This is a genomic window from Pseudomonas sp. AE27, assembly GCF_037113495.1.
Lineage (GTDB): Bacteria > Pseudomonadota > Gammaproteobacteria > Pseudomonadales > Pseudomonadaceae > Aquipseudomonas > Aquipseudomonas palmensis.
On record NZ_CP146966.1, the window covers coordinates 2,384,040 to 2,405,388 of the forward strand.

The window sequence follows — 21,349 nt, forward strand, 5'->3', positions numbered from 1 at the left end:
ATCTCCGGTTTTATTGTCATTATTTTTTTATCGGGTTTCATCAGGGCCCCTCTATAGCGAGTAAGTACGTGCCCTTATCTAAATTAGCTGAACAGATATTAACTTTATGAACACTTTAAACCCTCAATCCAGCCGCTCGATGAGGGTGGCGGTGCCCATGCCACCGGCACAGCAGATGGCCTGCAGACCAAAACGCCCACCTCGGCGTTCCAGCTCGTTGAGCAAGGTGGTCATCAGCCGCGCGCCGCTGGCCCCCAGCGGGTGCCCCAGGGCAATGGCGCCACCGTTGACGTTCAGCCTGTCATGGGGCACGCCGGTTTCCGCCATCCACGCCAGCGGTACCGAGGCGAACGCTTCGTTGACTTCGAACAGGTCGATGTCGGCGAGGCGCAACCCGGCCTTGGCCAACACCTTGTGAGTGGCGGCAATCGGCCCGGTGAGCATCAGGGTGGGATCGGAGCCGACCGTGGTGAAGGCACGGATGCGTGCCCGCGCCTTGAGCCCCAATTGTTTCGCGGTACCTTCGCTCATCAGCAGCAGCGCAGCGGCGCCATCGGAAATCTGCGACGAATTGCCGGCGGTGATGCGCCCGGCCTCGGGGCGAAAGCTGGTCTTGAGGGTCGCGAGCTTTTCCCGCGAGGTATCGCGGCGAATGGTTTCGTCGCGGCGCAGTACGCCGACAGGCTCGCTCATCGAGCGCTCCTTCAGGTCGTCGATCACCACTGGCACGATCTCGTTGTCGAAGTGCCCGGCGTCGCACGCGGCTGCCGCGCGCTGATGGCTGGCAAATGCGAAGTCATCCAGGGCTTCGCGGCTGATCGACCACTTGTCGACTATGCGTTCGGCCGCCTCACCCTGACTGGTCAGCTCATAGCGCTGCGCCGCCATCCAGCCGAAGGCCTCGCCGTGCAGGTCACGGTTGCTGCCCATTGGCACGCGGCTCATGCTCTCCGCACCCCCGGCCACCACCACCTGCGCCGCACCACTGGCAATTGCACCAGCGGCCAGGTGCACCGCCACTTCGCCCGAACCGCACTTGCGGTCGATGGTCAGGCCGGGAATATCGACCGGCCAACCTGCACCCAGCAAGGCGGTGCGGGCGATGTTTGCCGACTGCTCGCCGATCTGGGTCACGCAGCCGAAGATCACGTCCTCCACCTTGTCGGGAGCAACACCCACGCGCTCGAGCAGGCGGCTGATCACCAGCGTACCCAGGTGGTCGGCACGCACGCCCGCCAGGCTGCCGCGAAACCTGCCGATGGGGGTGCGCACCGCATCCACGATCACCACGCCGTTCATAGCGCACTCGCCTTGAGGCCCGAGCCCGGCACCTGCTTGCCATCGGCATAGCGGTACACGCCCTGCCCGGTCTTGCGCCCCAGACGACCGGCCGCGACCATCTTGATGATCAGCGGGCAGGGACGAAATTTCTCGCCCAATGTCTGGTGCAGATAGCGCAGCACCGAAAGCCGCGTGTCCCAGCCAGTCAGGTCACCCAGCTCCAGCGGCCCCATCGGGTGGTTGAAGCCCAGGCGCAGGGCAGTATCGATGTCCTCGGCGGTGGCAGTGCCTTCCTGCAGCATCCACATTGCCTCGTTGCCCAGTAGCGCGGACATGCGGCTGGTGGTCAGCCCGGGCGATTCGTTGACGACGATGGAAGTCTTGCCTATCTGCTCGCACAGCACACGTGTGCGCACGACCACCTCGTCGCTGGTGGCCAGGCCACGTACCAGCTCCACCAGTTTCATCTTGTGCACCGGGTTGAAGAAGTGCATGCCGATGACCCGCTCAGGGCTGACTACCGATGTGGCAATCTCGGTCACGCTCAGGGCCGATGTGTTGGTGGCGATGATGGCGTCGGCAGCCAGCAGCGGCGCAGCCTGGCTGATCACCGCCTGCTTGACCGACAGTTGCTCGGAGACCGTTTCAACCAGCCAGTTCGCCCCGCTGGCGGCCTCACTCAGGTCACCCGTGGTCAGCAGGTTGGCCAGCGCTTGCTGCGCCTGCTCCTCGCTGACCTTGCCCAGGCGCGCACCATCGGCAAGGATCTTTTCGATGCTGGCGCGAGCCTGGGTCAACGAGGCCGCATGGGTGTCGACCAGCACGGTGACAAAACCGCAACGTGCGAACGCATGTGCAATGCCGGTGCCCATCAGCCCGGCCCCCACCACCACGACTTTTTCTTTGCTGCTGGCGTTCATGTCTGGCTCTCGATTAGCTGCGGTTTCTTGCCGACCACATTTCGCAATGTGCCGATACCCTCGACGCTGGCTTCAACCACGTCGCCCTCCCTGAGATACAGCCCGGTGCCCATGCCCACGCCCGCCGGCGACCCGGTAAACAACACGTCGCCGGTGGAAAAGCTGGAACGTTGCTGCACAAAGCGGATCAACTGCCCCACGTCCCAGGTCATCTCGGCCGTGGAGCCGTCCTGGCGCACCTGACCATTGACCTTCAGGGTCAGACGCAACCGCGGGGAACCCTCGGCGAACTCGTCCTTGGTGACAATCCACGGGCCCAGCCCTGTGGTCTGGTCCTGGCTCTTGGCCGCAAACAGGTCCATGCCGATACCAGGTGGCCCGCTGCGCTGCAGGTCTCGGGCACTCACGTCGTTGCCGACGGTGTAGCCCAGCACGCACGCCAGCGGATCCTGCAAGTCGATCTCGCCCGTGCCGATCACCACCACCAGCTCGACTTCGTGGTCCAGTTCGTCGGTCAGGGGGGGAAGCGTATCGTGTCGCGGGCGCCGATCAGCGCGCCATAGGCCTTGAGAAAGGCCACCGGCTGTGCTGGTGCATTCAGGCCGAATTCCACCAGGTGCTTGGCATAGTTAGCGCCCGCTACCACCACCCGATTGATCGGCTCGATCGGCGGCAGCAGGCGCACGCTCGACAAGGCCAGCGACGGCCCGGCCAGCCGCACCGAGCTGATGCCGCGCCCGGCCGCGACCGCTGGCGCCCAGTCCCTGAATTCGCCGGAAATCGGGGTTACCTGGTCCTGGGCAACATCGACCACGGCCCAGAAGGTGCCGACCGACGAGTGCTCACAACGTGCCAACTTCATCAGGCACCTACCTTGCCCAACTTGGTCGGGTCCAGGTGCAACAGGCGGCAGGCATTCTCATAGCGGATCTTGCGCAGGTCGGCATCCGACAGCTTCAGGCCGTGGGTCAAGTCATGGCGCACCGCATCGCTGCCGCCGAAGTTGCTGCCGTACAGCACATGGTCGGCACCGATGATATCGACCAGGGCCTGGCGCATCGGCACCTCGTGCAGCTCGACGTCGAAGTAGAAGTTCTTCATGTAGTCGAGCAGCGGCTTCTTGTTGAATTTGACGTCCAGGTTTTCGTTGGTCTTGGCCAGGCGTCCGAGCTGATAGGGCACATAGCCGCCGCCGTGGGTGATGTACACCTTGAGGTCGGGGAAGCGGTCCAGCACGCCACCGCAGATCAGGTTCCAGAAGCAGCGGCTCTCATCGTACTGCATACCGACGATGGCGGTGGTTTCGTAACGGTCGTCGTTGGCGTTCTTGCCCCAGGTGACCGACTGGTTGTAGCCGTGGATGAACATCGGCAGGTCCAGGTCGCAGAGGGTGCGCCACACCACGTCGAGCTCCGGCGAATCGAACTCCAGCCCGCCGAAGTTGGCGCCACCGGCCACCATGCCCTTGGCCCCCAGCTCGGTGCAGGCATAGCGTAGTTCGGCGGCCGCTGCCTCGGGCGCGTTCAACGGCACGTGGGCCCAGAACATCAGGCGGTCCGGGGCCGCCGAGCAGTACTCGGCCAGGGTGGTATTGACGGTACGTGCGAACGGCACCGAGAACTCGGCTTCGGTCCAGTACATGTAGCAGTGCGATGGTACCGAGATCACCTGCAGATTCTGCCCTGCCGCATCCATGCCGGCCAGGCGCACCTTGGGGTCGGCCCAGCGCGCGAAATATTCCTCGAGCTTGGGGCCGTTGCCCGAGCGCACGGCCGCCTTACGTTCGGGCGACCCGAGGCCCAGAATCCACTCCCCCACACGCAGCTTGATATCGCCGTCAGCGTGCTGCTCGAAGAACGGCCCCCAGTGCGGGTGCTGGTTGTAGTAGCCCGGATGGGGTGCGTGAGCGTGCAGATCGATAAGCATGTGCAGGTACCTCGAAGTTGGCACTTTTTTGTTGGTTTTGCAGCGCGATACCTTGGCGTGGTCTCGGTCAACCGACGCAGGAAGGGGAACAGCAAGGCTCGCTACCAGGCCAGAGCTTAAAATTAATTTGAGCAGAAATCAAAATTCTGTTCATATTATTTTCAAGCTCTGCTGAATCCCCTGAGGCAGAGCGTTCTGGCAAGGATGGGTACTGGCCGCCATGAGCCGGAACAGGCAAGAAGGCTTTCGTCCGGCCACAAAAAAGCCCCCGGCTGGCGGGGGCTTTGAGTGTGCAGAACAGTACGGAAGGTGTCAGCGCCGGGTACGCGAGGTGGACCCCATGATCAATGCACCCAGCAGTTTTTTTACCCGTACCGGGAACAGTCGACGCCCTGCCGCTTCCGGCACCAGGATTTCGCTCAACACGTAGCGAATGATCATCTCGCAGATCAGCTCGCGGTCCAGCCGCACGCCCAGGCGCTCGTCCCAGTCATCGAAGACGATGCCCAGACCGTCCTGAAAGCGCACGATCGAGTCGTGGAAAATTCGCCGGAAAAATCCCAGCGCGTAGTCTGGCGCAACCACCAGCAGGCGCCGCGCTCGGCTTTGTTCCAGGTAGTTGTCGAGGTAGGCGAACAGTGCGTTCAGGCGGGCTTCCGGGTCATTGATGTGCCCCAGTTCCTGCGATAGCGAGGTGTGAAAGCTTTCGCGCTTGTGCCGCGAGAAGGTGTCCAGCAGGTCTTCCTGGGAAGAGAAGTAGCGGTAGAAGGTGCCCCGCGAGACGCCCGCAACCTGGCACACATCAAGAACCGAAATACGGTCGGCGCCCGACATCAGCACCACTTCTTCGGTCGCCTTGAGGATGTTGGCGATGGTTTCTTCCGAGCGGCGATTGGGCTTGACCTTGTTGCCTGCCGTTGCGGGAACGTTGCGCCGCTCGGCGGTCTTGGCAGCCTTGGGGCCGCTGGCTGGAGCCTCAGACGCGGCTTTTTTCCTGGATTTGACAGCGGCCTTGGGCGCTTCTGCCAGCTGGGTAGCGTTTTTTGGCATGGACTTGCAGGCTCGTAGAGAGTAAAGATGCGGCAACGGTAGCACAGAATCTGCGCATAAATAACGTTATATGTTCAACTTAATGATAAAGACAATTTCAGATTTTACATTTAGAATCCAATTCTCTATTTAAAATAAAAACCAGGCGCACCAGCACGTGTGGGGCCCTAAACGGAGAAAATTCATGGGTAGCAGTGGGAATCCAGACACCTGGGCTGTAGGAGAACGAGACACGGTCATTGACGCACTGGACCGTGCAGTGGCAAGGCACGCAGAGCGAATCCTGCTGGATTTCAGTGGAGAGTTATACACATACGGCCAAGTTGATTCACTTTCCACAAAAATGGCCAACGCCTTGGCCACGCTTGGCATCCAGCCGGGTCACACCGTGCTCACCATGCTCGACAACAACATCGATGCGGTCGTCACCTGGCTGGCCATCAACAAGCTGCGTGCAGTGAGCGTGCCGATCAATACCGCACTCAAGGGCGAATTTCTGCGCCATCAGATCGCCGACACCGGCACCTCGCTGGTGATCTGCGAAGCGGCCTACCTGCAGCGCATTACCCCGCTGGCAGACCAGTTGCATGATGTGCAGCACATACTGCACCGCGGACCGTCCGACAGCGTGCCCGCGTGCCCGATTCGCATCGACGCTCTGGACCGCTTTCGCGGCCAGGACGCCACCCCGCTGGCCAACAAGCCGCAACCGTCCGACCTCGCCTGCCTGATATACACCTCGGGCACCACCGGCCCCTCCAAAGGCTGCATGATCAGCTACAACTTCATGTGCAACCTGGCCCGCCTGCAATTGCGCGCCGGCCCTGCCAGTGCCGAAGACGTCACCCTCACACCGCTTCCGCTGTTTCACATGAATGCCCTGTGTGTGTCGATCATCGCAAGCATCCTGGTGGGTGCCCGCGCCGCGATCCTGCCACGCTTTTCGGTGTCGGGCTTCTGGCCGGAGGTGGAACGTTCGGGTGCCACCATTGCCTCGATTCTCGGCGGCATGGGCGGGTTGCTTGCCCAGGCACCTGACAACCCAGCTATGTTGCGCTGCGTGGGGCAGATCCACACCGCGCGCGGCAACCCCTATACCGAAGAAACCAAGAAGATCTGGCGCGAACGCTTCGGCACGCCGCTGGTAGGTGGCAATGGTTACGGCCTGACCGAGGCCTGCGTGATCACTTCGCTGGCCGCCGGCGAATACGCGGCGCCCGGTTCCTCGGGCAAGCGCATTGCCGACTTCGATGTGCGCATCGTCGACGAGCTGGACCGGGAGGTGCCGCCCGGTACCGCCGGTGAAATCGTGGTGCGCCCGCTGCGTCCGGACATCATGTTCCAGGGCTACTGGCGCCGACCAGAAGACACCCAGAAACTGATGCGCAACATGTGGTTCCACACCGGCGACATCGGCAAGTTCGATGATGATGGCTTCTTCTACTTTGTCGACCGCAAAAAGGACTACCTGCGACGCCGTGGCGAGAACATCTCCAGCTTCGAGATGGAAGCCGCATTCGGCATCCACCCCGCCCTGGCCGAGGTGGCAGTACATGCGGTGCCGTCCGACAAGGGCGAAGATGACGTGAAGGTGACCGCCGTCCTGCATGAAGGTGCCACGTTGGACCCCGAAGATCTGTTCCACTGGGCCGTGGAGGCGGTGCCCTACTACGCCCTGCCGCGCTACATCGAGTTCCGCGCCAGCTTGCCGAAGAATCCGCAGGGTCGCGTATTGAAATACCTGCTGCGCGACGAGGGTAAAACCCCCACCACCTGGGACCTGGAGACCACCTCGATCAGCGTTGCCAAAAAGTAGTCACCGCCCTCCCCCGGCAAACAGAAAGCGCGGCACTGGCCGCGCTTTTTTGTGGCCGGCTTCAGTATTCGCGCACAGGAACACCTTTAGGCCGCGAGTTGTACCCAGGCAGGTGCAGGCCACCATCGACGTGAATGGTTTCGCCGGTGATGAAGCGTGACATCTCGCTGGCAAGGAACACCACAACCGGACCAATATCGGCCTCGGGCTCGCCGCAACGCCCCAGCGGGCGCATGGACGCGGACATTTCAGCAAACCCTGGGTTCTCTGCCGCCAGCGCATGGAAGGTGGCGCCCATGGCGGTGGGGGCGATGGCGTTGGTCCGAATATTGAAACGCCCCCACTCAGAGGCGGCACTTCGCGTCAGCCCCACGATCGCCGACTTTGCCGTGTTGTAGTCGCCATGCAGCCAGGCACCGATCTCGGTATCGATGGAGTAGAAATTGATGATCTTGCCACCGCCACGCGCCTTCATGTGCGGGAGCGCGGCCTTCATTGCCCACCAGGTCGCCCACACCGTCGACCCCAGGGTCTGTTCGAGCATGGCGTCGGTCTTGTCTTCGAGCAGCACGTTGGGCGTGGGCGCGAATGCATTGTTGACCAGTATGTCCAAACCACCGAACGCATCGACGGCCAGCTGTACCGCGGCCTCGATATCGGCCTTGCTGCAGACGTCCGTGCGAATGAATACCGCCCTGGCGCCAAGCGCCCTGAGCTCCGCCACCACCGCCTCACCGCTGGCCTCATCGAGCTCGGCGACCACTACCGCAGCCCCCTCTTTGGCGAAATTCAGCGCAATACCTCGACCGATCCCGCCCCCTGCGCCGGTAATCAGCGCGACCTGTTCGTTCAGCAGGGCCATAACCGCTCCTTTTATTGTTTTTTAGTGAACAATATATTATTTAGTGTTCAAATATAGTCGATTGCAGCGCTACATCACACCCCTTGCACAAGGATGCCCAGGATGATGGTATTTCGACGCCGCGTAGACATCGTTGCCCGCGCAGGTCACGTTCGCGCAGCCCTTGAGGATGACTTTCACCACTTTCGCGTGTGGGCCTGCCACGCTGGCAGCCTGGTCACCGCCATCGGCGGCGAAGCGCTGCGCTACCCCTACTCGCTATGCCCGCAGGCAGGCGATCAACTGCAGGCGCTGATAGGCATGCCCCTGGCGCGGATTGCACATTCGGTCACCCGACACACAGACGCCAGCCACCAATGCACCCACCTGCTCGACCTGGCCGGCCTGGCCATCGCCAGCGCTGCCCGTGGCCCCTGCCAGCGGCGCTACGAGATCCAGGTCGGTGCACGCGTCCACGGGCGTACCCGCGCCAGTCTGAGTGTGGACGAAATGCATGTGCTGAACTGGGAAGTGAACGGCACGATGATCGAAGGCCCAGCGCCTTATGCCGGGGTCGACCTTCGTGAAGGCATGGCGCGCTGGGCGCTCGGCACTCTCGATGAAGAGACCGCCGAGGCGGCGCTGCTGCTGCGCCGCTGTACGCTCATCTCGATGGGCCGCGCCTACGACCTTGACGCACAAGCCCACGCCGTCAGCAGCGGCCGCTGCTACAGCCAGCAACCCACCCGTGCCGAACAGGCATTGCGCATGCAGGGCTCGACCCTGGATTTCAGTGACAAGCGCCAGGCCTTGTGCGCCCAGGACCAGGCATGGCTGCATGCCTGGCCCGACGTCCCTGCGGCATGACACGCCGCCTGGCCACGCACACGCCCTAGAGGAAGATGGCCAGGTTAGGAGTGCCCAGCACCGCCTGGTCCAGGATCACCTCGCGCCGGGCCAGCTTGAATCCGTCCTCCCTCAGGCGCAGCACATCGCGCCGCTCGCCACTGATGATGTCGACGTGGTGGTCCTTGAAACGGCTGCGCGTAAGCAACAGGTAGCTGGTAACCACGAACTCGTCGGGCTTTTGGGTTTCTTCCACGAACACGTTGGTCACCAGCCGGCGAGTACGCGAGGGCGGGTCTTCTGCCCAGGCACTTTTACCGGACAAGCGCAGGATGCGCCCCATCATCGAGCGGTAGTCGTCGTGGTAGTGCTGCACGCTGCGCACGATGGTGGTCTTCAGTTCCGAGGCCAGGCGCGTCTGGCGCAGCGGCACGGTGTAAACCAGGTCGGTGTCCAGACGCTCGGCCCATTCCTGAAGGCGAATCTGGTCAAGCAGGGTGGCTTCCTCGTACAGGAAGGTGACCACGTCATTGTAGATCGGCGCCCCCACCGGCACTCGCCGCGTACCGACCGGGGAGCCTGGCTGGATGTCCTCCACGCCGCGTTGCTGAACCTGCGTCATTGAGCAATTCCTCATTGTTGTTCTTGTACTTGAAGGGTGCCGGGTTGGGCCGACCGCACAGCAGGGGCCGCGACGAGCGCGGCCCTGTACCTCATGCTCATGCCTCGTCCGTGGCAGTCATCAGTTCATGCCAGTACAGCCACCAGTGCCACTGGGTATCGTCCTTGGTGAAGCCCTCGTTGACGATGCCGGGGCCGGGCCAGCCTTCAGGCGCGCCGGTCTCGTAGCAGGCCTGGTACTTGAGGGTGCTCTTGCGTCCCATCGCCCCCTTGGCAGCCAGGGTCATGTGCGGCCAGGTGTCGGAATCGTCCTGCTCGACCATGCCGGAAGTGCCGAACAGCTGGATCGTCTGTTTGAGCATCTTGTCGCGCAGTTCTGGCGGCGCATCCTTCTCGGCGAACACCCAGTTGACGAACTCCAGCTTGTCGGGACCTTGCGGCACATAGGCGTGCAGGGTCATGGAGCCCACGACGCTGCCGTCGGGTTGTGGAATGTAGACAAAACCAAAGAGAATGTTCGGGAACATGCCGCCCACTTGCGGAGGCATGCTGGTGAGTACCTGCAACTGATCATCGCTCAGGTTGCGTGCCAGCTGTTCGACCATCCCCGCGGTCATGCCGGCAGGCGGTAGCGCTTCAAGCTTCTGCTGCACGCTCAGCTCGGCCGGGTCCAGGCCGGTAAGGCGCTTGATCTTGCGCGCCAGGTCAATGCAGCGCAGGGCATGGCCATGGGGCGAACTGATCTCGACACCGATCATTTCGGGGCTCAGGTCGGCGGTTTCGCCCTCGCCCTTCTTCGCATAGTTGCCTACCTCGCCCAGCCAACGGTGCAGGGTCAGGGTGTGGAAGCCGTCGGCAGCGGACTGCTCGCCAGCGGTCTTCCAGTTGGCATTGACGATAAAGCGCTGTGGTGGGCCGAGCACCTCCATGCCCTTGTCGGAGCGACAGAACAACATGTCGTAGTACCACTTCGCGTCACCCAGGAACTCCTCGAACGACGGCCCCTCGGTGTTCCAGGTGGCAAATACCAGGCCGCCATACAGCGTGACCCGCGCCTTCTTCAGGCCCAGTGACTCTTTGGGCATCATCTTGCCGTGCATGCACTCACGCTCCACCGGCGAGCCGATGAAGTCACCGTTGGGGCGGAACGCCCACCCATGGTAGATGCACTTGTGGATCTGGGTGTTACCGCAGTCGGCAGTGGTAATACGCATGCCACGGTGCGGACAGACGTTGAGGGTGACGAACACTTCGCCCTGCTTGCCACGGGCGACGATCACCGAGTCGGAACCCAGGTCGCGAACCATGAAGTCCCCGGCATTGGGGATCTCGGTTTCATGGCCCAGCAGCACCCAGATCTTGCCGAAGATCTTTTCCATCTCCAGTTCGTAGATTTCACGGTCCGACAGTACGCGCATCTGCACTTCGCGGGTACTGGGGTAGATGAGGTCCGAGACCTTGGTTCCATCAGACAATACGGGGCTTGTTCTTGTTAGCATGATTGCCTCCTGCTCAGGGCGTCACGGCGGGTCCGCAACGAAATATAAGACACTTTGTTATTTTTTGTACACTTAATTAATGTTCAAGAAGTAGACCCTGGTAGGCCGGTATCAGCCCTGGGCTGTTGCCTTGCGCCCGACCTGGGTGCGCAGCACGCCGATACCGTCGACTTCCAGCTCGACCACATCACCAGGCTGCAGATAGCGCAGCTGCTCCAGGCCGCAACCGTTGCCCACAGTGCCCGAGCCGAGGAACTCGCCGGGGTACAAGGTCTCGGCGCGCGACACATGCGCGATCACGTCCTCGAAACGCCAGCGCATGTCGCGGGTGTTACCCCGCCCCCACTCCTCGCCGTTGACCCGCGCCACCATGTTCAGGTCGTAGGGGTCGCCCAGTTCATCGACGGTTACCAGGCACGGCCCCATGATGTTGGCAGTATCGAAGTCCTTGCTCTTGGCCGGGCCAAGCATGCCGGGCATTTCCAGGGCCTGGGCGTCGCGGGCGCTCATGTCGTTGAAGATGGTGTATCCGACGATGTGTGCACTGGCAGCCTCACGGCTGATGTCCTTGCCCCGCTTGCCGATGTAACAGCCCAACTCCAGCTCGAAATCCATTGCGCGGCTGAAGCTGGGCCATTGGAACTCGTCGTCGATGCCTACCACCGCAAAGCGGTTACCCTTGTAGTAGATCGGCTGCTTGTTGAACGTCTCGATCACCCGGTCGTCGGCACGGGTATTCATCGCCTTGAGTGTTGCCTCGGGGTCGTCGGTACGCTGTGCGCGGGCACGCCGGGCGGCGGCAAAACTCTGGCGCAGGTGCAGTTCGAAGCAAGAGCAGTCGCGCATCTGCGGTGGCGGCTGGATCGGCGCGCGCAGCTTGACCTCGGTACGCTCCAGCACGGCCGCCGCAGGTGCCTTGAGCACCAGGGAACGGGCCAGCTCGAGTGCCGGCTCCCCCCTTCGACCAGCGCGAGGATGCTGCCCAGGGCGGGGCTTTCACGCCCTTGCAGCATGCGGTAGGCAGTGTGAAGGTCGAGCACCTGGCGGTCCTGGCCGAGCAGTGCGCCGGCACGGTCCACGCCCTGCGCGTCGGTATAGGTAACCAGCCTCATACCCGACCGCCCACGGGCACCAGCGCGCCGGTCACGGCGGCGGCTTCATCGGACAACAGGAACGCGACCACGCCCGACAATGCCTGCGGGGTCACCCAGCGGCTGCTGTCGGCATCGGGCATGTCGGCGCGATTGGCCGGAGTGTCGATGATGCTGGGCAATACCGCGTTCACCGTCACGCCACGGTCTTTGAGCTCGTCGGCCAGGGCTTCGGTCAGGCGCGCCACCCCCGCCTTGGAGGCGGCATAGGCGCCCATGCCGGCCACTGCCTTGACCGCCGCCAGCGCGCCGATGTTGACAATTCGCCCGGCGCTGGCGCGCAGCAGGTAGGCCAGGGCCGCCTGAGCACTGACCACGGCGGTACGCACGTTCATCTGGTAAAGGCGGTCCCAGGTCGCCAGGCTGCCGCCCTCGAGGGTTTCCCAGGCAAACCCGCCGGCCACGTTGACCAGCCCGTCGATGCCACCCCACTGCGCCGCCACCTGCTCGAAGGCAGCAACAGCCGATTCGCTCGAGGTCAGGTCCACGCCACCCAGGCATAGCAGGTTGTGCGTATCGAGCAGCTCTGCGGGCGCCTCGCTGCGGTCCATCAAGGCCACCCGCGCACCCTGCGCCAGCAGGTAGTTGCCCAGCGCGCAGCCCAGGGCGCCGAAGCCGCCCGTGACAACTACCCTTTTGTCCAATAATGACTGGGACATAGCCAAATCCTCTTGTTGTTTTACCGCACAAACGGTCGATTCGTGCTTCGCTGGCGTCAATATATGACACTTTTCCAAATTATGTGCAAATGGTAGTGTATGGCTCCCCGTCGAACTTTCACCCCGGACTGCTGATGCCTAGAAAACTCCCCGCACTGAACGCCGACAACCGCGCCTTCTGGCAAGGCGGTGAAACGGGCAGACTGCTGATGCACCGTTGCACCGCCTGCAGCCGCTACTTTCACCCGCCTGCCCCGCTCTGCCCGCATTGCGCCAGCTTCGAGGTGGGCCCCGAGGCGGTGTCCGGGCGAGGCAGGGTGCTCAGCTTCACCATCAACTATCAGGGCTGGGCCCCCGACCTGGAGGTGCCCTATGTGGTGGCGATCATCGAACTGGCCGAACAGGCCGGCCTCCAGTTCGTCAGCAACGTAGTGGGCATGCCGGCCACGGATGTGCACATCGACATGCCGGTACGGGTCCGTTTCCTCAATGTCGAGGATGTATGGCTGCCCCTGTTCGAGAGGGCTCAATAATGATCGATCAACGTTATGAAAAGGATGTGGCTATCACCGGCATCGGCCAGTCGGAAGTCGGCCGGCCCTCGGACAAGTCGGCCATGCGCCTGACCCTCGATGCGTGCCTGCAGGCGATAGCCGATGCCGGGCTGCAACGCAGCGATATCGACGGCGTGGCCTGCTGGCCGGGCGACAATAACAATGGCGACCCGTTTTCACCGGTGGGCCCCAGCGCGCTGAAGAGTGCGCTGGGGCTCAACGTCAACTGGTTTGGCGCAGGCTATGAAGGGCCTGGCCCCCTGGCCGGGGTGATCAACGGCGCGATGGCTATCGCTGCCGGACTGTGCAAGCACGTGCTGGTGTTTCGCACCATCACCGAAGCCTCGGCACGTGCAGTGAATCGCCAGGCCGGTGCTCTGACCGCCAAGACCCAGGGGCGCGACAGCAGCTATGCCTGGCAATGGTTCACCCCCTTCAACGTGCATTCGGGCATCAACCTGATGGCCCTGTACGCCCAGCGCCATTTTCACGAGTACGGCACACGCCCCGAGCAACTGGCGCAGATCGCCCTCACCTGCCGGCGCAATGCCACGCGCAACCCCAAAGCGGTGTACCGCACGCCGATGACGATGGACGACTACATGACCGCGCGGATGATCTCCTCGCCCCTGCGCCTGTTCGACTGTGATGTGCACTGCGATGCCTCCACCGCGATCGTGCTGTCGCGTCGCGATGTGGCCCGGGACCTGCCGAATCGACCGATCCGCATCGAGGCCATGGGCGCTGCGCTGAACCAGCCCTGGTCGTGGGACCAAATCTCACTGACCCGCATGGCAGCCTTCGATGTCGGCCAGATGATGTGGGCGCGTACCGACTACACCCCGCAAGACGTCGGCTCGGCACAGCTGTACGACGGTTTCTCGATCCTGACGCTGATCTGGCTGGAAGCATTGGGCCTGTGCCCGGTGGGTGAAAGCGGGGCCTTTGTCGAAGGGGGCGCGCGCATCGCGCTGCATGGCAGCTTGCCGATCAACACCAATGGCGGGCAGTTGTCCGGCGGGCGAACCCACGGGCTGGGTTACGTGCACGAGGCGTGTCTGCAGCTATGGGGGCGTGCCGAAGGCCGGCAAACCCGCGACCATGACGTCACCACGGTAGCCGCAGGTGGCGGCCCGCTGGGGGGCAGCCTGCTGCTGGTACGCGAATGACCGCAAGCTCAGTAGAGCACGCAGGCCACTTCGTTGCAGAACTCGATCAGCGCCTTGCCCATCTCGGCAAGGCCCTCTTCGTCGCGCTGACCACGGAACATCACCGCCGAGACGGTGAATTCGATGCTGTTGGCGGGAGAATAGATCGGCGCCGCCACCGCCAGGATACCACCGGAAAAATGCCCGTCGTCCATCGCCCAGCCGCGTTCGGCAGCCACTTTGACGTCTTCGCGATAATCCTCCAGCGACAGCGGCCGGGCCCAGCGGATCTTTTCAAAACTGCTTTCCACCATCGGGTCGTGCAGGTCGATCTGGGTGGCGAACAGTCGCCCACTGGCCCCCATCAGTACCGGCAGACGTTGGCCTTCGGCCATGTCGATGCGCACATCAGTGGGGCTGGCGGCAGAACTTACGATCACGATCCGGTCGGGGCTCATCTTGCGCCACAACGTGATGGTCACCCGCAACCGTGACGCGAGGTTCTGCAACAGCGGCTTGGCCATCTGCACACGGTGCCCTTGAGTGACCAGTTGTTCCACCAGACGTGCCAGGCCGGAGCCCACCGAGTAGCGTTTGGACAGTGGGCTGAAATCCACCACGTCCTCCTGCACCAGCGTGCGCAGGATGTTGAAGCAGGTGCTGGGATTGATCGAGAGTTGCCGGGCGATATCCACCGAGCGCTCTGGTTTGCCGACCAGACTGAGGTGACGCAGGATGCGTATGGCGTTGGAAACCGGCTTGACGAGGGTGGCGTTGGCCGATTTGGCGGTGTCGCTGACGTCTGAAATATCCATACTGCGTCCCGGTAACTAATTATTACCGCCATTCTAGCCTGAGAATTACGCCTGGCGTAAAAGTTTTACATGGGAATTTCTCGCGTCCGAGGCTAAGGATTCAACAGCGGCTGGTGAATCAGCCGGCGAGTTTGCAGGTGTTCACGACGAAACGGCTGCAACAGGCCCTCCTGGCTAAGGTCGGCCTGGGTCAAGCGCACCTGGTGGCGCAGGTAGTCGAGCCAAGACTCGACGATGAACCGCTCGCTGTAGCGGTGTGGCTCGGCCATGTCGCGGTACAGACACCAGTTCTGCGCACCATTGCGCCGACGCGTCTTGCCGACCGCATACACCGCCCGCAGAAAATCATCGCGCTGCGCTACTGGCACCTCGTACATCACCTCGATCGAAACCGGCCCGTCAGCGTGCTCCACAGGGGCCTGCAATGGCAGGTTGTCGGTCAGCGGCGCCTGGGCAAAGTCGGCTTCATGGCCCAGTTCCACGCGGCTGTTGCGCGTCAGCAGGAGCCCGGCCAACAGGAACAGTGTCGCCACCAGCAGGCTCGCCTGCAGTCCGGCGTACTCGGCGAGTGCGCCCCACGCAGCGCCTGCGAAGGCCATCGCACCCATCAGGGTGAGTACGTACATCGACGCTACGCGAGCGCGTACCCAGTTGGCAGCATAGGTTTGCACCACAGACGACAGCGTGGCATTGACCGCCATCCAGCCGAACCCCGCGCACAGCATCATGGCGCACACCACCTGGCGGTTGCTCGACAGCGCGGCGCCCAGCGTGGCGCCGGCAAAGGCGACCGTACCGCAGGCGATCAGCCGGCGCAGGCGCAAGCGACGATGCAGCCGCGGCGAATTCGCCGCCGCCAGCACCGCCCCCGCCCCCAGAAACGCCATCAGCAGGCCGTAGCCACCGGCGCCCATGCCCAGTTGCTGGCGCGCCACCAGCGGCATCAACGCCCACAGGGCACTGGCGCCGGCCGTGAACACCAGCACCTGCTGCATGGCACTGGACAGCACCGCCGAATGGCGGATATAGCGCAGCCCGCTGCGCATGCCGCCGATCAGGGTTTCCGGTGGCAGCGAATGGGCAGGCGGTACTGGCGCCAGGCGCAACAGAAACAGCATCACGGCGACCATGCACAGCGTGATCACCACGAACACCGACGTGGTGTTCCAGTAGGCGATCAATGCCCCGGCCAGAGCCGGCCCTAGGGCCCGGGTGGCGTTGACCGCAATTCCATTCAGGGCGACGGCGGCCGGCACCTGATCGCGCGACAGTACGCTTATCATGGTCACCATCCACGCCGACATGCCCAACGCGCTCCCGGTGCCCAGCACGAAGGTGAAGACCAACAACCCCCAGGCGTCGAGGCGCGCGTACCCGGCCAGCAGGCCGAGCATGACGGCCGCGAACACCATCAGGCACTGGGTGACGATCAGCCAGCGGCGCCGGTCCACCAGATCGGCGATCACACCGCCCGGCAGTGCAAACAGAAAGACCGGCAGCGTGACCGCGCTTTGCACCAGCGATACCAGGGTTGGTGAAGCGGTAAGCGTGGTCATGATCCACCCCGCGCCAACCGTCTGCATCCAGATCGCCAGGTTCACCACCGCACCGGCCAACCACAGGCCACGAAAGGCCCGGTTAGAAAAGGGCGCCCACGCCGAACCCTCACTCATCGTTGCTCCTTTGAATGCATGCCGATAAGGCGCTAGTGATCCAGCGGCAGCCCAAGTCGTCCCGCACCTCTTGCCGGGCCGAGCGGGCATGGTGCGCCGATGCGGTTACGCAACTGGCCGATGCCGCTGATCTGCGCCACCACCTGGTCGCCCGGCTGCAGGAAGCGCCCGCTTTCCAGACCCACGCCATGCGTGGAGCCGGTGAACACCAGGTCGCCTGGCCGCAGCTTGATCCGTGCATCCAGGTAATTGAGCAGCTCATCCAGGGGGAAGATCATGTGCCGGGTATTGTCGCGCTGGCGGACTTCGTCATTCACGCTCAGGCGCAGCTCCAGCGCGGGCTGCTGCTCACCGCCCAGCGCGTCGGCCGTGACAACCCACGGCCCGACGGGGGTGGTGCAATCCATGGCTTTCTGGGTCAGCAGGTCGAGCCGCCCGATCTGCTGCCCCGCATCGCGGGCGCTGATGTCGTTGCCCACGGTAAACCCCAGCAGGCAGGCAGTGGCGCGCGGTTCCTCGTGCAGTGCACGCCCCACCACCGCCACCAGTTCCACCTCGTAATCCAGTTGCCGGGTCAGCGGCGAATGGCTGATCGGGTCATAGGCCCCCACCAGCGCCGACTCCGGCTTGAGGTAGGCTAGCGGGTGCGCCGGCGCCTGGCTGCCCAGGCGTTCGAGGTGGCTGAGGTAATTCAGGCCCACGCCGAACACACGGCTACCCGGCTCCAATGGCGGCAGCAAGCGTACCGTGGCCAGTGGCAGACGTTCGCCGGCCAGGTCCAGGGCCTCCAGTTGCAGCCCTGGGCCCAGCCCCGCCCAGCACGCGAAGGGTGCCCGGACCCGCCGGCAATGCTTGCCGCTGGCGTCTACCAGGGCCCAGAACGCCTGCCCGCCCAGCTCGATGCGCGCCAGGCGCATGTCACTGCCGGGCCAGGTAAACAGGCAGGTACTCGGCGTCGTGAACCTCCTCGGGGGTCTTGACGCTCGGGCCCAGTATGGGGCCCACCATTTCGTGGCCCCACAGGCTGAGTTTTTCCGGGTTGAGCTCGTAGGGGTCGCCTTGCCACGGCTCGATTTCAGCAATGGTCTCGAAGGCAAAGCCCGAGGGAGTGTAGTGATAGAAAGACAGGTGCGGGTCCTGGGCATGCTGACCCAGGGTCATCATCATGGGCAGTTCGCGCTGGCGCACGATATCGTAGGTTTCGCCCACATCGCGCACGTTGCGAACGAACAACCCCACATGCTGAACACCCATTCGTCCGGGCCCGTGGCCGTAGGCGATGTCGTGGCTGGTGTGGTGGTTGAGCCGGGACCGGAAGAAGCCGGTACGGCCCTTGCCCGCCCCTGCGCCATACCAGCTGAAGCCCATGACATTGAGCAGAAAGTCTTCAAGCTCCGGTGTGTATTCGGGGGTGATCAGCACCACATGGCCGGCACCGCGCTCGTCGGCCAGAAAGCCACTGTGGGGACGACCCGGCTGAAATGAACGCGGCAACCATTTCTGTCCATAAAACAACTCGTGTTGGTAGCCGACAGGGTCGCGGAAACGTACCACCTCACGCACACCACGGGTCTCGCACAGTTGCGCATCGCCGCGAGTGTAGGCCACGTTAGCGGCGTCGAGTTTGCGAATACCGTCTTCGAACGCCATACGCCCGATGGCTTCCCAACCGATGTATGCAATGCGGTCGACTTTGCCCGGATGAAACGCAAAGCGGTGGCGGCGATCATCGATTCTGAAATACAGCGACGCCGGGTCGCCGGGCGGATTGTTGCCGATGCCAAAGCCCATCACCTGCGGACCGTACTCGCGCCAGGCGTCCAGATCAGGGGTTTCGAAGCCCATGTAACCGATACCAATGATGTCCACGTTGTGCACCTTGTTCTTGTTCGAGATGAAACCCTGCCCACGGGGCCGCAGCAGTGCTAGACCGCCAATAGCCCGCCATCGATGACAATGTCCGAACCGGTAATGAAGGAGGCCTCGTCGCTGGCCACGAATACCGCAAGGGCCACCACCTCTTCAGGCTCCCCGGGGCGGTCCATCAGTACACCGTCAAGCAGCATGGCGCGAGTCTTTGGGTTGTCCAGGAAAGCCTGGGTGCCAGGCGTTGCAACGAAACCAGGGCTGATACTGACGGCACGAATACCAACGGCCGCGCCCTCCACGGCCAACTGCCGGGTAAACGACACCACCGCACCCTTGGCCGCAGCATGGGCACTGATGCCGGCCACCTTCGAGCCGCCCCAGGCGGCGGTGGAAGACACGTTGATGATCACCCCGCGCTGCTCGGCCAGGTACGCCCAGGCATACTTGGTGGTGTAGAACAGCAGATCGATTTCATTACGCAGGGTGTATTGCCAGTCTTCGATCGAAAGCTCGCTCACCTGACCAAAACGCGCGGCCGAGGCGTTGTTGTAGAGAATATCGATGCGCCCGTGCTCGGCCACAGCGGCCTCGATCCAGGCCCTGGCCTGCTCGTGATCGCCCAGGTCCACGGGGGCATTGCCATGCAGGGTATGCCCCTCGGCGCTCATCAGGGCGCGGGTCTGCTCATGGCCCTCGGCGTTGAAGTCGCAGCCGACCACAATCGCTCCTTCGCGGGCAAAACGCAGCGCTGCCGCACGGCCCTGGCCACCACCGGTACCGGTAATCAGAGCCACCTTGTTCAGTAAACGTCCCATCAGCACATCCTCGACTGGTTGGTTGTCAGGCTCGGGCCGGTGCGTGCGCACTCAAGCGGGATTGCCCTGGGCACCGATGGGCTCCAGCCATACCGCTTCGGCCGGACACGCTGCGGCGCCCTCACGGGCTTCCTCTTCAAGTTCAGGGGGTATGCGGGCGTCATCGAAGTACACCAGGCCATCGGCATCGAGCTTGTACACGCTGGGGCAGATGGTGGCGCACAGGCCGTAGCCACAGCAGCGGCTTCTGTCAGCAACGGCTTTGAACTGCGCTTTTTCTGAACTCATTTTTTTCTCCTTATCAGGTTCAGGCTCGGCAAATTATGAACACTTATTTATTTTATGTGCAATTTATTTTTGGCAAGGATATGCTCAGCCTCAACCGCAGCAACAAACCACAGTGGCGCCCTGGCAAACACTCAGGGCTGAGCGCGATGTTGAACACGGCGTGACCGAGGGTGATTCAACCGAGCGCGCGGCGCAGCACATTCGTTTGTCTGTGAGTCATACGGCTGTGCTGGACAAACCGGAAATCACGCTTTTCATAAAAAATGCAGTGCCTGGCTCAACAAGACCAATAAGGAAGCCAACACATGAAGCCTTCGAACAACCAGGCCGCCATCGACCTGCGTGAGTTCCGCCAGAGCTGGAGAATCCTGCTGCTGTCGGTTGCCGGCGTGGCCATCAGCATCAACGCCGCGCTGCTGTACGGCTTCGGTACATTGGTGGTGCCGCTGGGCGATGCCTTTGGCTGGGGCAGGAGCGAATTACAGGCGTGCATCACCTTTCTGTTTGGCGGCGCCGTGGTGTCGCTGCAACTGGTGGGCTGGTTCAACCTGCGCTTCGGCATGAAACGCGTCACCGTGGTGTCGCTGTTGTTGCTGTCGGTCGGCTACCTGGCCACAACGCAGGTCACCTCGTCGATCTGGTCGATGTACCTGGCCTTTGCGCTGCTGCCGATCGTGGGCATGGGCGCGCTGGCCGTGACCTGGACCCAATTGATCAGCCTGTGGTACGACCGCAACCGCGGCCTGGCGCTGGCCGTGGGCCTGTCGGGTACCGGCGTCACCGCCGCCACCGTGCCCCGGCTGATGGCCTGGGGCATAGAGCAGTGGGACTGGCGTGCGGCCTTCGTGATCCTTGCGCTGCTCAACCTGCTGGTGCTGCTGCCGTTGATTCTGCTGTGGTTCAAGCTGCCCAGGGCGGCCGATACCACCCGGCAGGACGCCCTGGCGCAGCTGCCGGGCATGAGCTTTCGCGAAGGCATGGGCTCGCTGAAATTCTGGACCTGCAATCTGGCGCTGAGCCTGGTGATCTCGTCGATTGTCGGCATGGTCACCAGCACAGTGCCGATGCTGCAGGCCAAGGGGCTATCGGCCGCGGATGCGGCCACCATCTTCAGCGGCTTCGGTGTTTCGCTGATCCTGGGGCGCATGGTCATCGGCTATCTGCTCGATCGCCTGTGGCCGCCGGTGGTCTCGGCATGCAGCCTGCTGCTGCCCGCCGTCGGCTGTCTGGTGTACCTGAGCGGCACCACCGAGTTCATGCCGCTGATGCTGGCGGCCGTGCTGGTCGGGTTCGGTGCCGGGGCAGAGTTCGACATCGCCGCGTTCCTGATTGCGCGCTACTTCGGCCTGCGTGAATACGGCAGGCTGTTCGGTGTACACCAGGGCCTCAATACCGTGGCCTCTGCCCTGGCGCCGCTACTGTTCGCCGTGCTGCTCGCACGCACCGGCTCGTACACCGCCATGCTGGTGTACAGCGCCGCCTGCTGCGTGGTCGGCCCGCTGTTGCTACTGACCCTAGGACGAGTGCCGCACTTCGGCACGCAGCCCTTGCCCAGCCACTCCTGAGACCACAACAAA

19 protein-coding genes and 2 pseudogenes are annotated in these 21,349 nt (G+C 63.1%); 5 read left to right on the plus strand and 16 right to left on the minus strand.

Annotated elements, in window-relative coordinates:
• Positions 1-123 precede the first annotated feature (123 nt).
• From V9K84_RS10875 to V9K84_RS10895, 5 genes and pseudogenes are all read right to left on the minus strand, one after another.
• Positions 124-1,299 (minus strand): thiolase family protein, encoded by a 1,176-nt coding sequence (locus V9K84_RS10875; RefSeq protein ID WP_088514807.1) that lies wholly within the window; start codon positions 1,297-1,299, stop codon positions 124-126.
• Positions 1,296-2,201: a 3-hydroxyacyl-CoA dehydrogenase gene (locus tag V9K84_RS10880; RefSeq protein WP_088514808.1), complete on the minus strand. Its 906-nt coding sequence runs from the start codon at positions 2,199-2,201 to the stop codon at positions 1,296-1,298. Before V9K84_RS10880 ends, V9K84_RS10875 begins: the two co-directional genes overlap by 4 nt.
• Positions 2,198-3,063, minus strand: a pseudogene (locus tag V9K84_RS10885) (fumarylacetoacetate hydrolase family protein). Before V9K84_RS10885 ends, V9K84_RS10880 begins: the two are co-directional and overlap by 4 nt.
• Entirely contained in the window at positions 3,063-4,127 is a 1,065-nt protein-coding gene (locus V9K84_RS10890; RefSeq protein ID WP_088514810.1) for an amidohydrolase family protein, read from the minus strand. Before V9K84_RS10890 ends, V9K84_RS10885 begins: the two are co-directional and overlap by 1 nt.
• A 312-nt stretch (positions 4,128-4,439) precedes the next feature.
• The gene (locus V9K84_RS10895) at positions 4,440-5,177 is read right to left on the minus strand and encodes a TetR family transcriptional regulator (RefSeq protein ID WP_088514811.1); all 738 of its coding nucleotides are present in this window, start codon (positions 5,175-5,177) and stop codon (positions 4,440-4,442) included.
• Between the two features lie 184 nt (positions 5,178-5,361).
• On the opposite strand from V9K84_RS10895, the gene V9K84_RS10900 reads away from it, so the two are divergent.
• Positions 5,362-6,993: an ATP-dependent acyl-CoA ligase gene (locus tag V9K84_RS10900; RefSeq protein ID WP_088514812.1), complete on the plus strand. Its 1,632-nt coding sequence runs from the start codon at positions 5,362-5,364 to the stop codon at positions 6,991-6,993.
• A gap of 61 nt (positions 6,994-7,054) precedes the next feature.
• Here the strand turns inward: V9K84_RS10900 and V9K84_RS10905 are convergent, their stop codons facing one another.
• Positions 7,055-7,855: an SDR family oxidoreductase gene (locus V9K84_RS10905; protein WP_088514813.1), complete on the minus strand. Its 801-nt coding sequence runs from the start codon at positions 7,853-7,855 to the stop codon at positions 7,055-7,057.
• Between the two features lie 102 nt (positions 7,856-7,957).
• On the opposite strand from V9K84_RS10905, the gene V9K84_RS10910 reads away from it, so the two are divergent.
• Positions 7,958-8,701, plus strand: a complete 744-nt coding sequence (locus V9K84_RS10910; RefSeq protein WP_088514814.1) for a DUF2889 domain-containing protein — start codon at positions 7,958-7,960, stop codon at positions 8,699-8,701.
• 25 nt (positions 8,702-8,726) lie between these two features.
• Here V9K84_RS10910 and V9K84_RS10915 read toward each other — a convergent pair whose 3' ends face one another.
• From V9K84_RS10915 to V9K84_RS10930, 4 genes and pseudogenes are all read right to left on the minus strand, one after another.
• Positions 8,727-9,302, minus strand: coding sequence for an aromatic-ring-hydroxylating dioxygenase subunit beta (locus tag V9K84_RS10915; RefSeq protein WP_088514815.1), 576 nt, complete (start codon positions 9,300-9,302; stop codon positions 8,727-8,729).
• 97 nt (positions 9,303-9,399) lie between these two features.
• Positions 9,400-10,800, minus strand: a complete 1,401-nt coding sequence (locus tag V9K84_RS10920; protein ID WP_088514816.1) for an aromatic ring-hydroxylating dioxygenase subunit alpha — start codon at positions 10,798-10,800, stop codon at positions 9,400-9,402.
• 111 nt (positions 10,801-10,911) lie between these two features.
• Positions 10,912-11,912: pseudogene (locus V9K84_RS10925) on the minus strand (fumarylacetoacetate hydrolase family protein).
• Positions 11,909-12,610, minus strand: a complete 702-nt coding sequence (locus V9K84_RS10930) for an SDR family NAD(P)-dependent oxidoreductase (protein ID WP_088514818.1) — start codon at positions 12,608-12,610, stop codon at positions 11,909-11,911. Before V9K84_RS10930 ends, V9K84_RS10925 begins: the two are co-directional and overlap by 4 nt.
• Before the next feature lie 134 nt (positions 12,611-12,744).
• On the opposite strand from V9K84_RS10930, the gene V9K84_RS10935 reads away from it, so the two are divergent.
• On the plus strand, positions 12,745-13,143 hold the full coding sequence (locus tag V9K84_RS10935; RefSeq protein WP_088514819.1) for a Zn-ribbon domain-containing OB-fold protein: 399 nt from the start codon (positions 12,745-12,747) through the stop codon (positions 13,141-13,143).
• On the plus strand, positions 13,143-14,333 hold the full coding sequence (locus V9K84_RS10940) for a thiolase family protein (protein WP_088514820.1): 1,191 nt from the start codon (positions 13,143-13,145) through the stop codon (positions 14,331-14,333). The genes V9K84_RS10935 and V9K84_RS10940 overlap by 1 nt, the downstream gene beginning before the upstream one ends.
• An 8-nt stretch (positions 14,334-14,341) precedes the next feature.
• Here V9K84_RS10940 and V9K84_RS10945 read toward each other — a convergent pair whose 3' ends face one another.
• The 6 genes from V9K84_RS10945 to V9K84_RS10970 form a co-directional block, all read right to left on the minus strand.
• Positions 14,342-15,127 (minus strand): IclR family transcriptional regulator C-terminal domain-containing protein, encoded by a 786-nt coding sequence (locus V9K84_RS10945; protein WP_088514821.1) that lies wholly within the window; start codon positions 15,125-15,127, stop codon positions 14,342-14,344.
• Positions 15,128-15,219: 92 nt separating this feature from the next.
• A complete protein-coding gene (locus V9K84_RS10950; protein ID WP_088514822.1) occupies positions 15,220-16,800 on the minus strand; it encodes an MFS transporter in 1,581 nt (526 codons plus the stop codon).
• 32 nt (positions 16,801-16,832) lie between these two features.
• On the minus strand, positions 16,833-17,717 hold the full coding sequence (locus tag V9K84_RS10955) for a fumarylacetoacetate hydrolase family protein (protein WP_088514823.1): 885 nt from the start codon (positions 17,715-17,717) through the stop codon (positions 16,833-16,835).
• Position 17,718: 1 nt separating this feature from the next.
• Positions 17,719-18,669, minus strand: coding sequence for a VOC family protein (locus V9K84_RS10960; RefSeq protein ID WP_088514893.1), 951 nt, complete (start codon positions 18,667-18,669; stop codon positions 17,719-17,721).
• A 56-nt stretch (positions 18,670-18,725) separates the two neighbouring features.
• The gene (locus tag V9K84_RS10965) at positions 18,726-19,484 is read right to left on the minus strand and encodes an SDR family NAD(P)-dependent oxidoreductase (protein ID WP_088514894.1); all 759 of its coding nucleotides are present in this window, start codon (positions 19,482-19,484) and stop codon (positions 18,726-18,728) included.
• A gap of 51 nt (positions 19,485-19,535) precedes the next feature.
• Positions 19,536-19,772, minus strand: a complete 237-nt coding sequence (locus V9K84_RS10970; RefSeq protein WP_088514824.1) for a ferredoxin — start codon at positions 19,770-19,772, stop codon at positions 19,536-19,538.
• Between the two features lie 305 nt (positions 19,773-20,077).
• Here V9K84_RS10970 and V9K84_RS10975 point away from each other — a divergent pair, with 305 nt between their 5' ends.
• A complete protein-coding gene (locus tag V9K84_RS10975) occupies positions 20,078-21,337 on the plus strand; it encodes an MFS transporter (RefSeq protein WP_088514825.1) in 1,260 nt (419 codons plus the stop codon).
• The last annotated feature ends 12 nt before the right edge of the window (positions 21,338-21,349 follow it).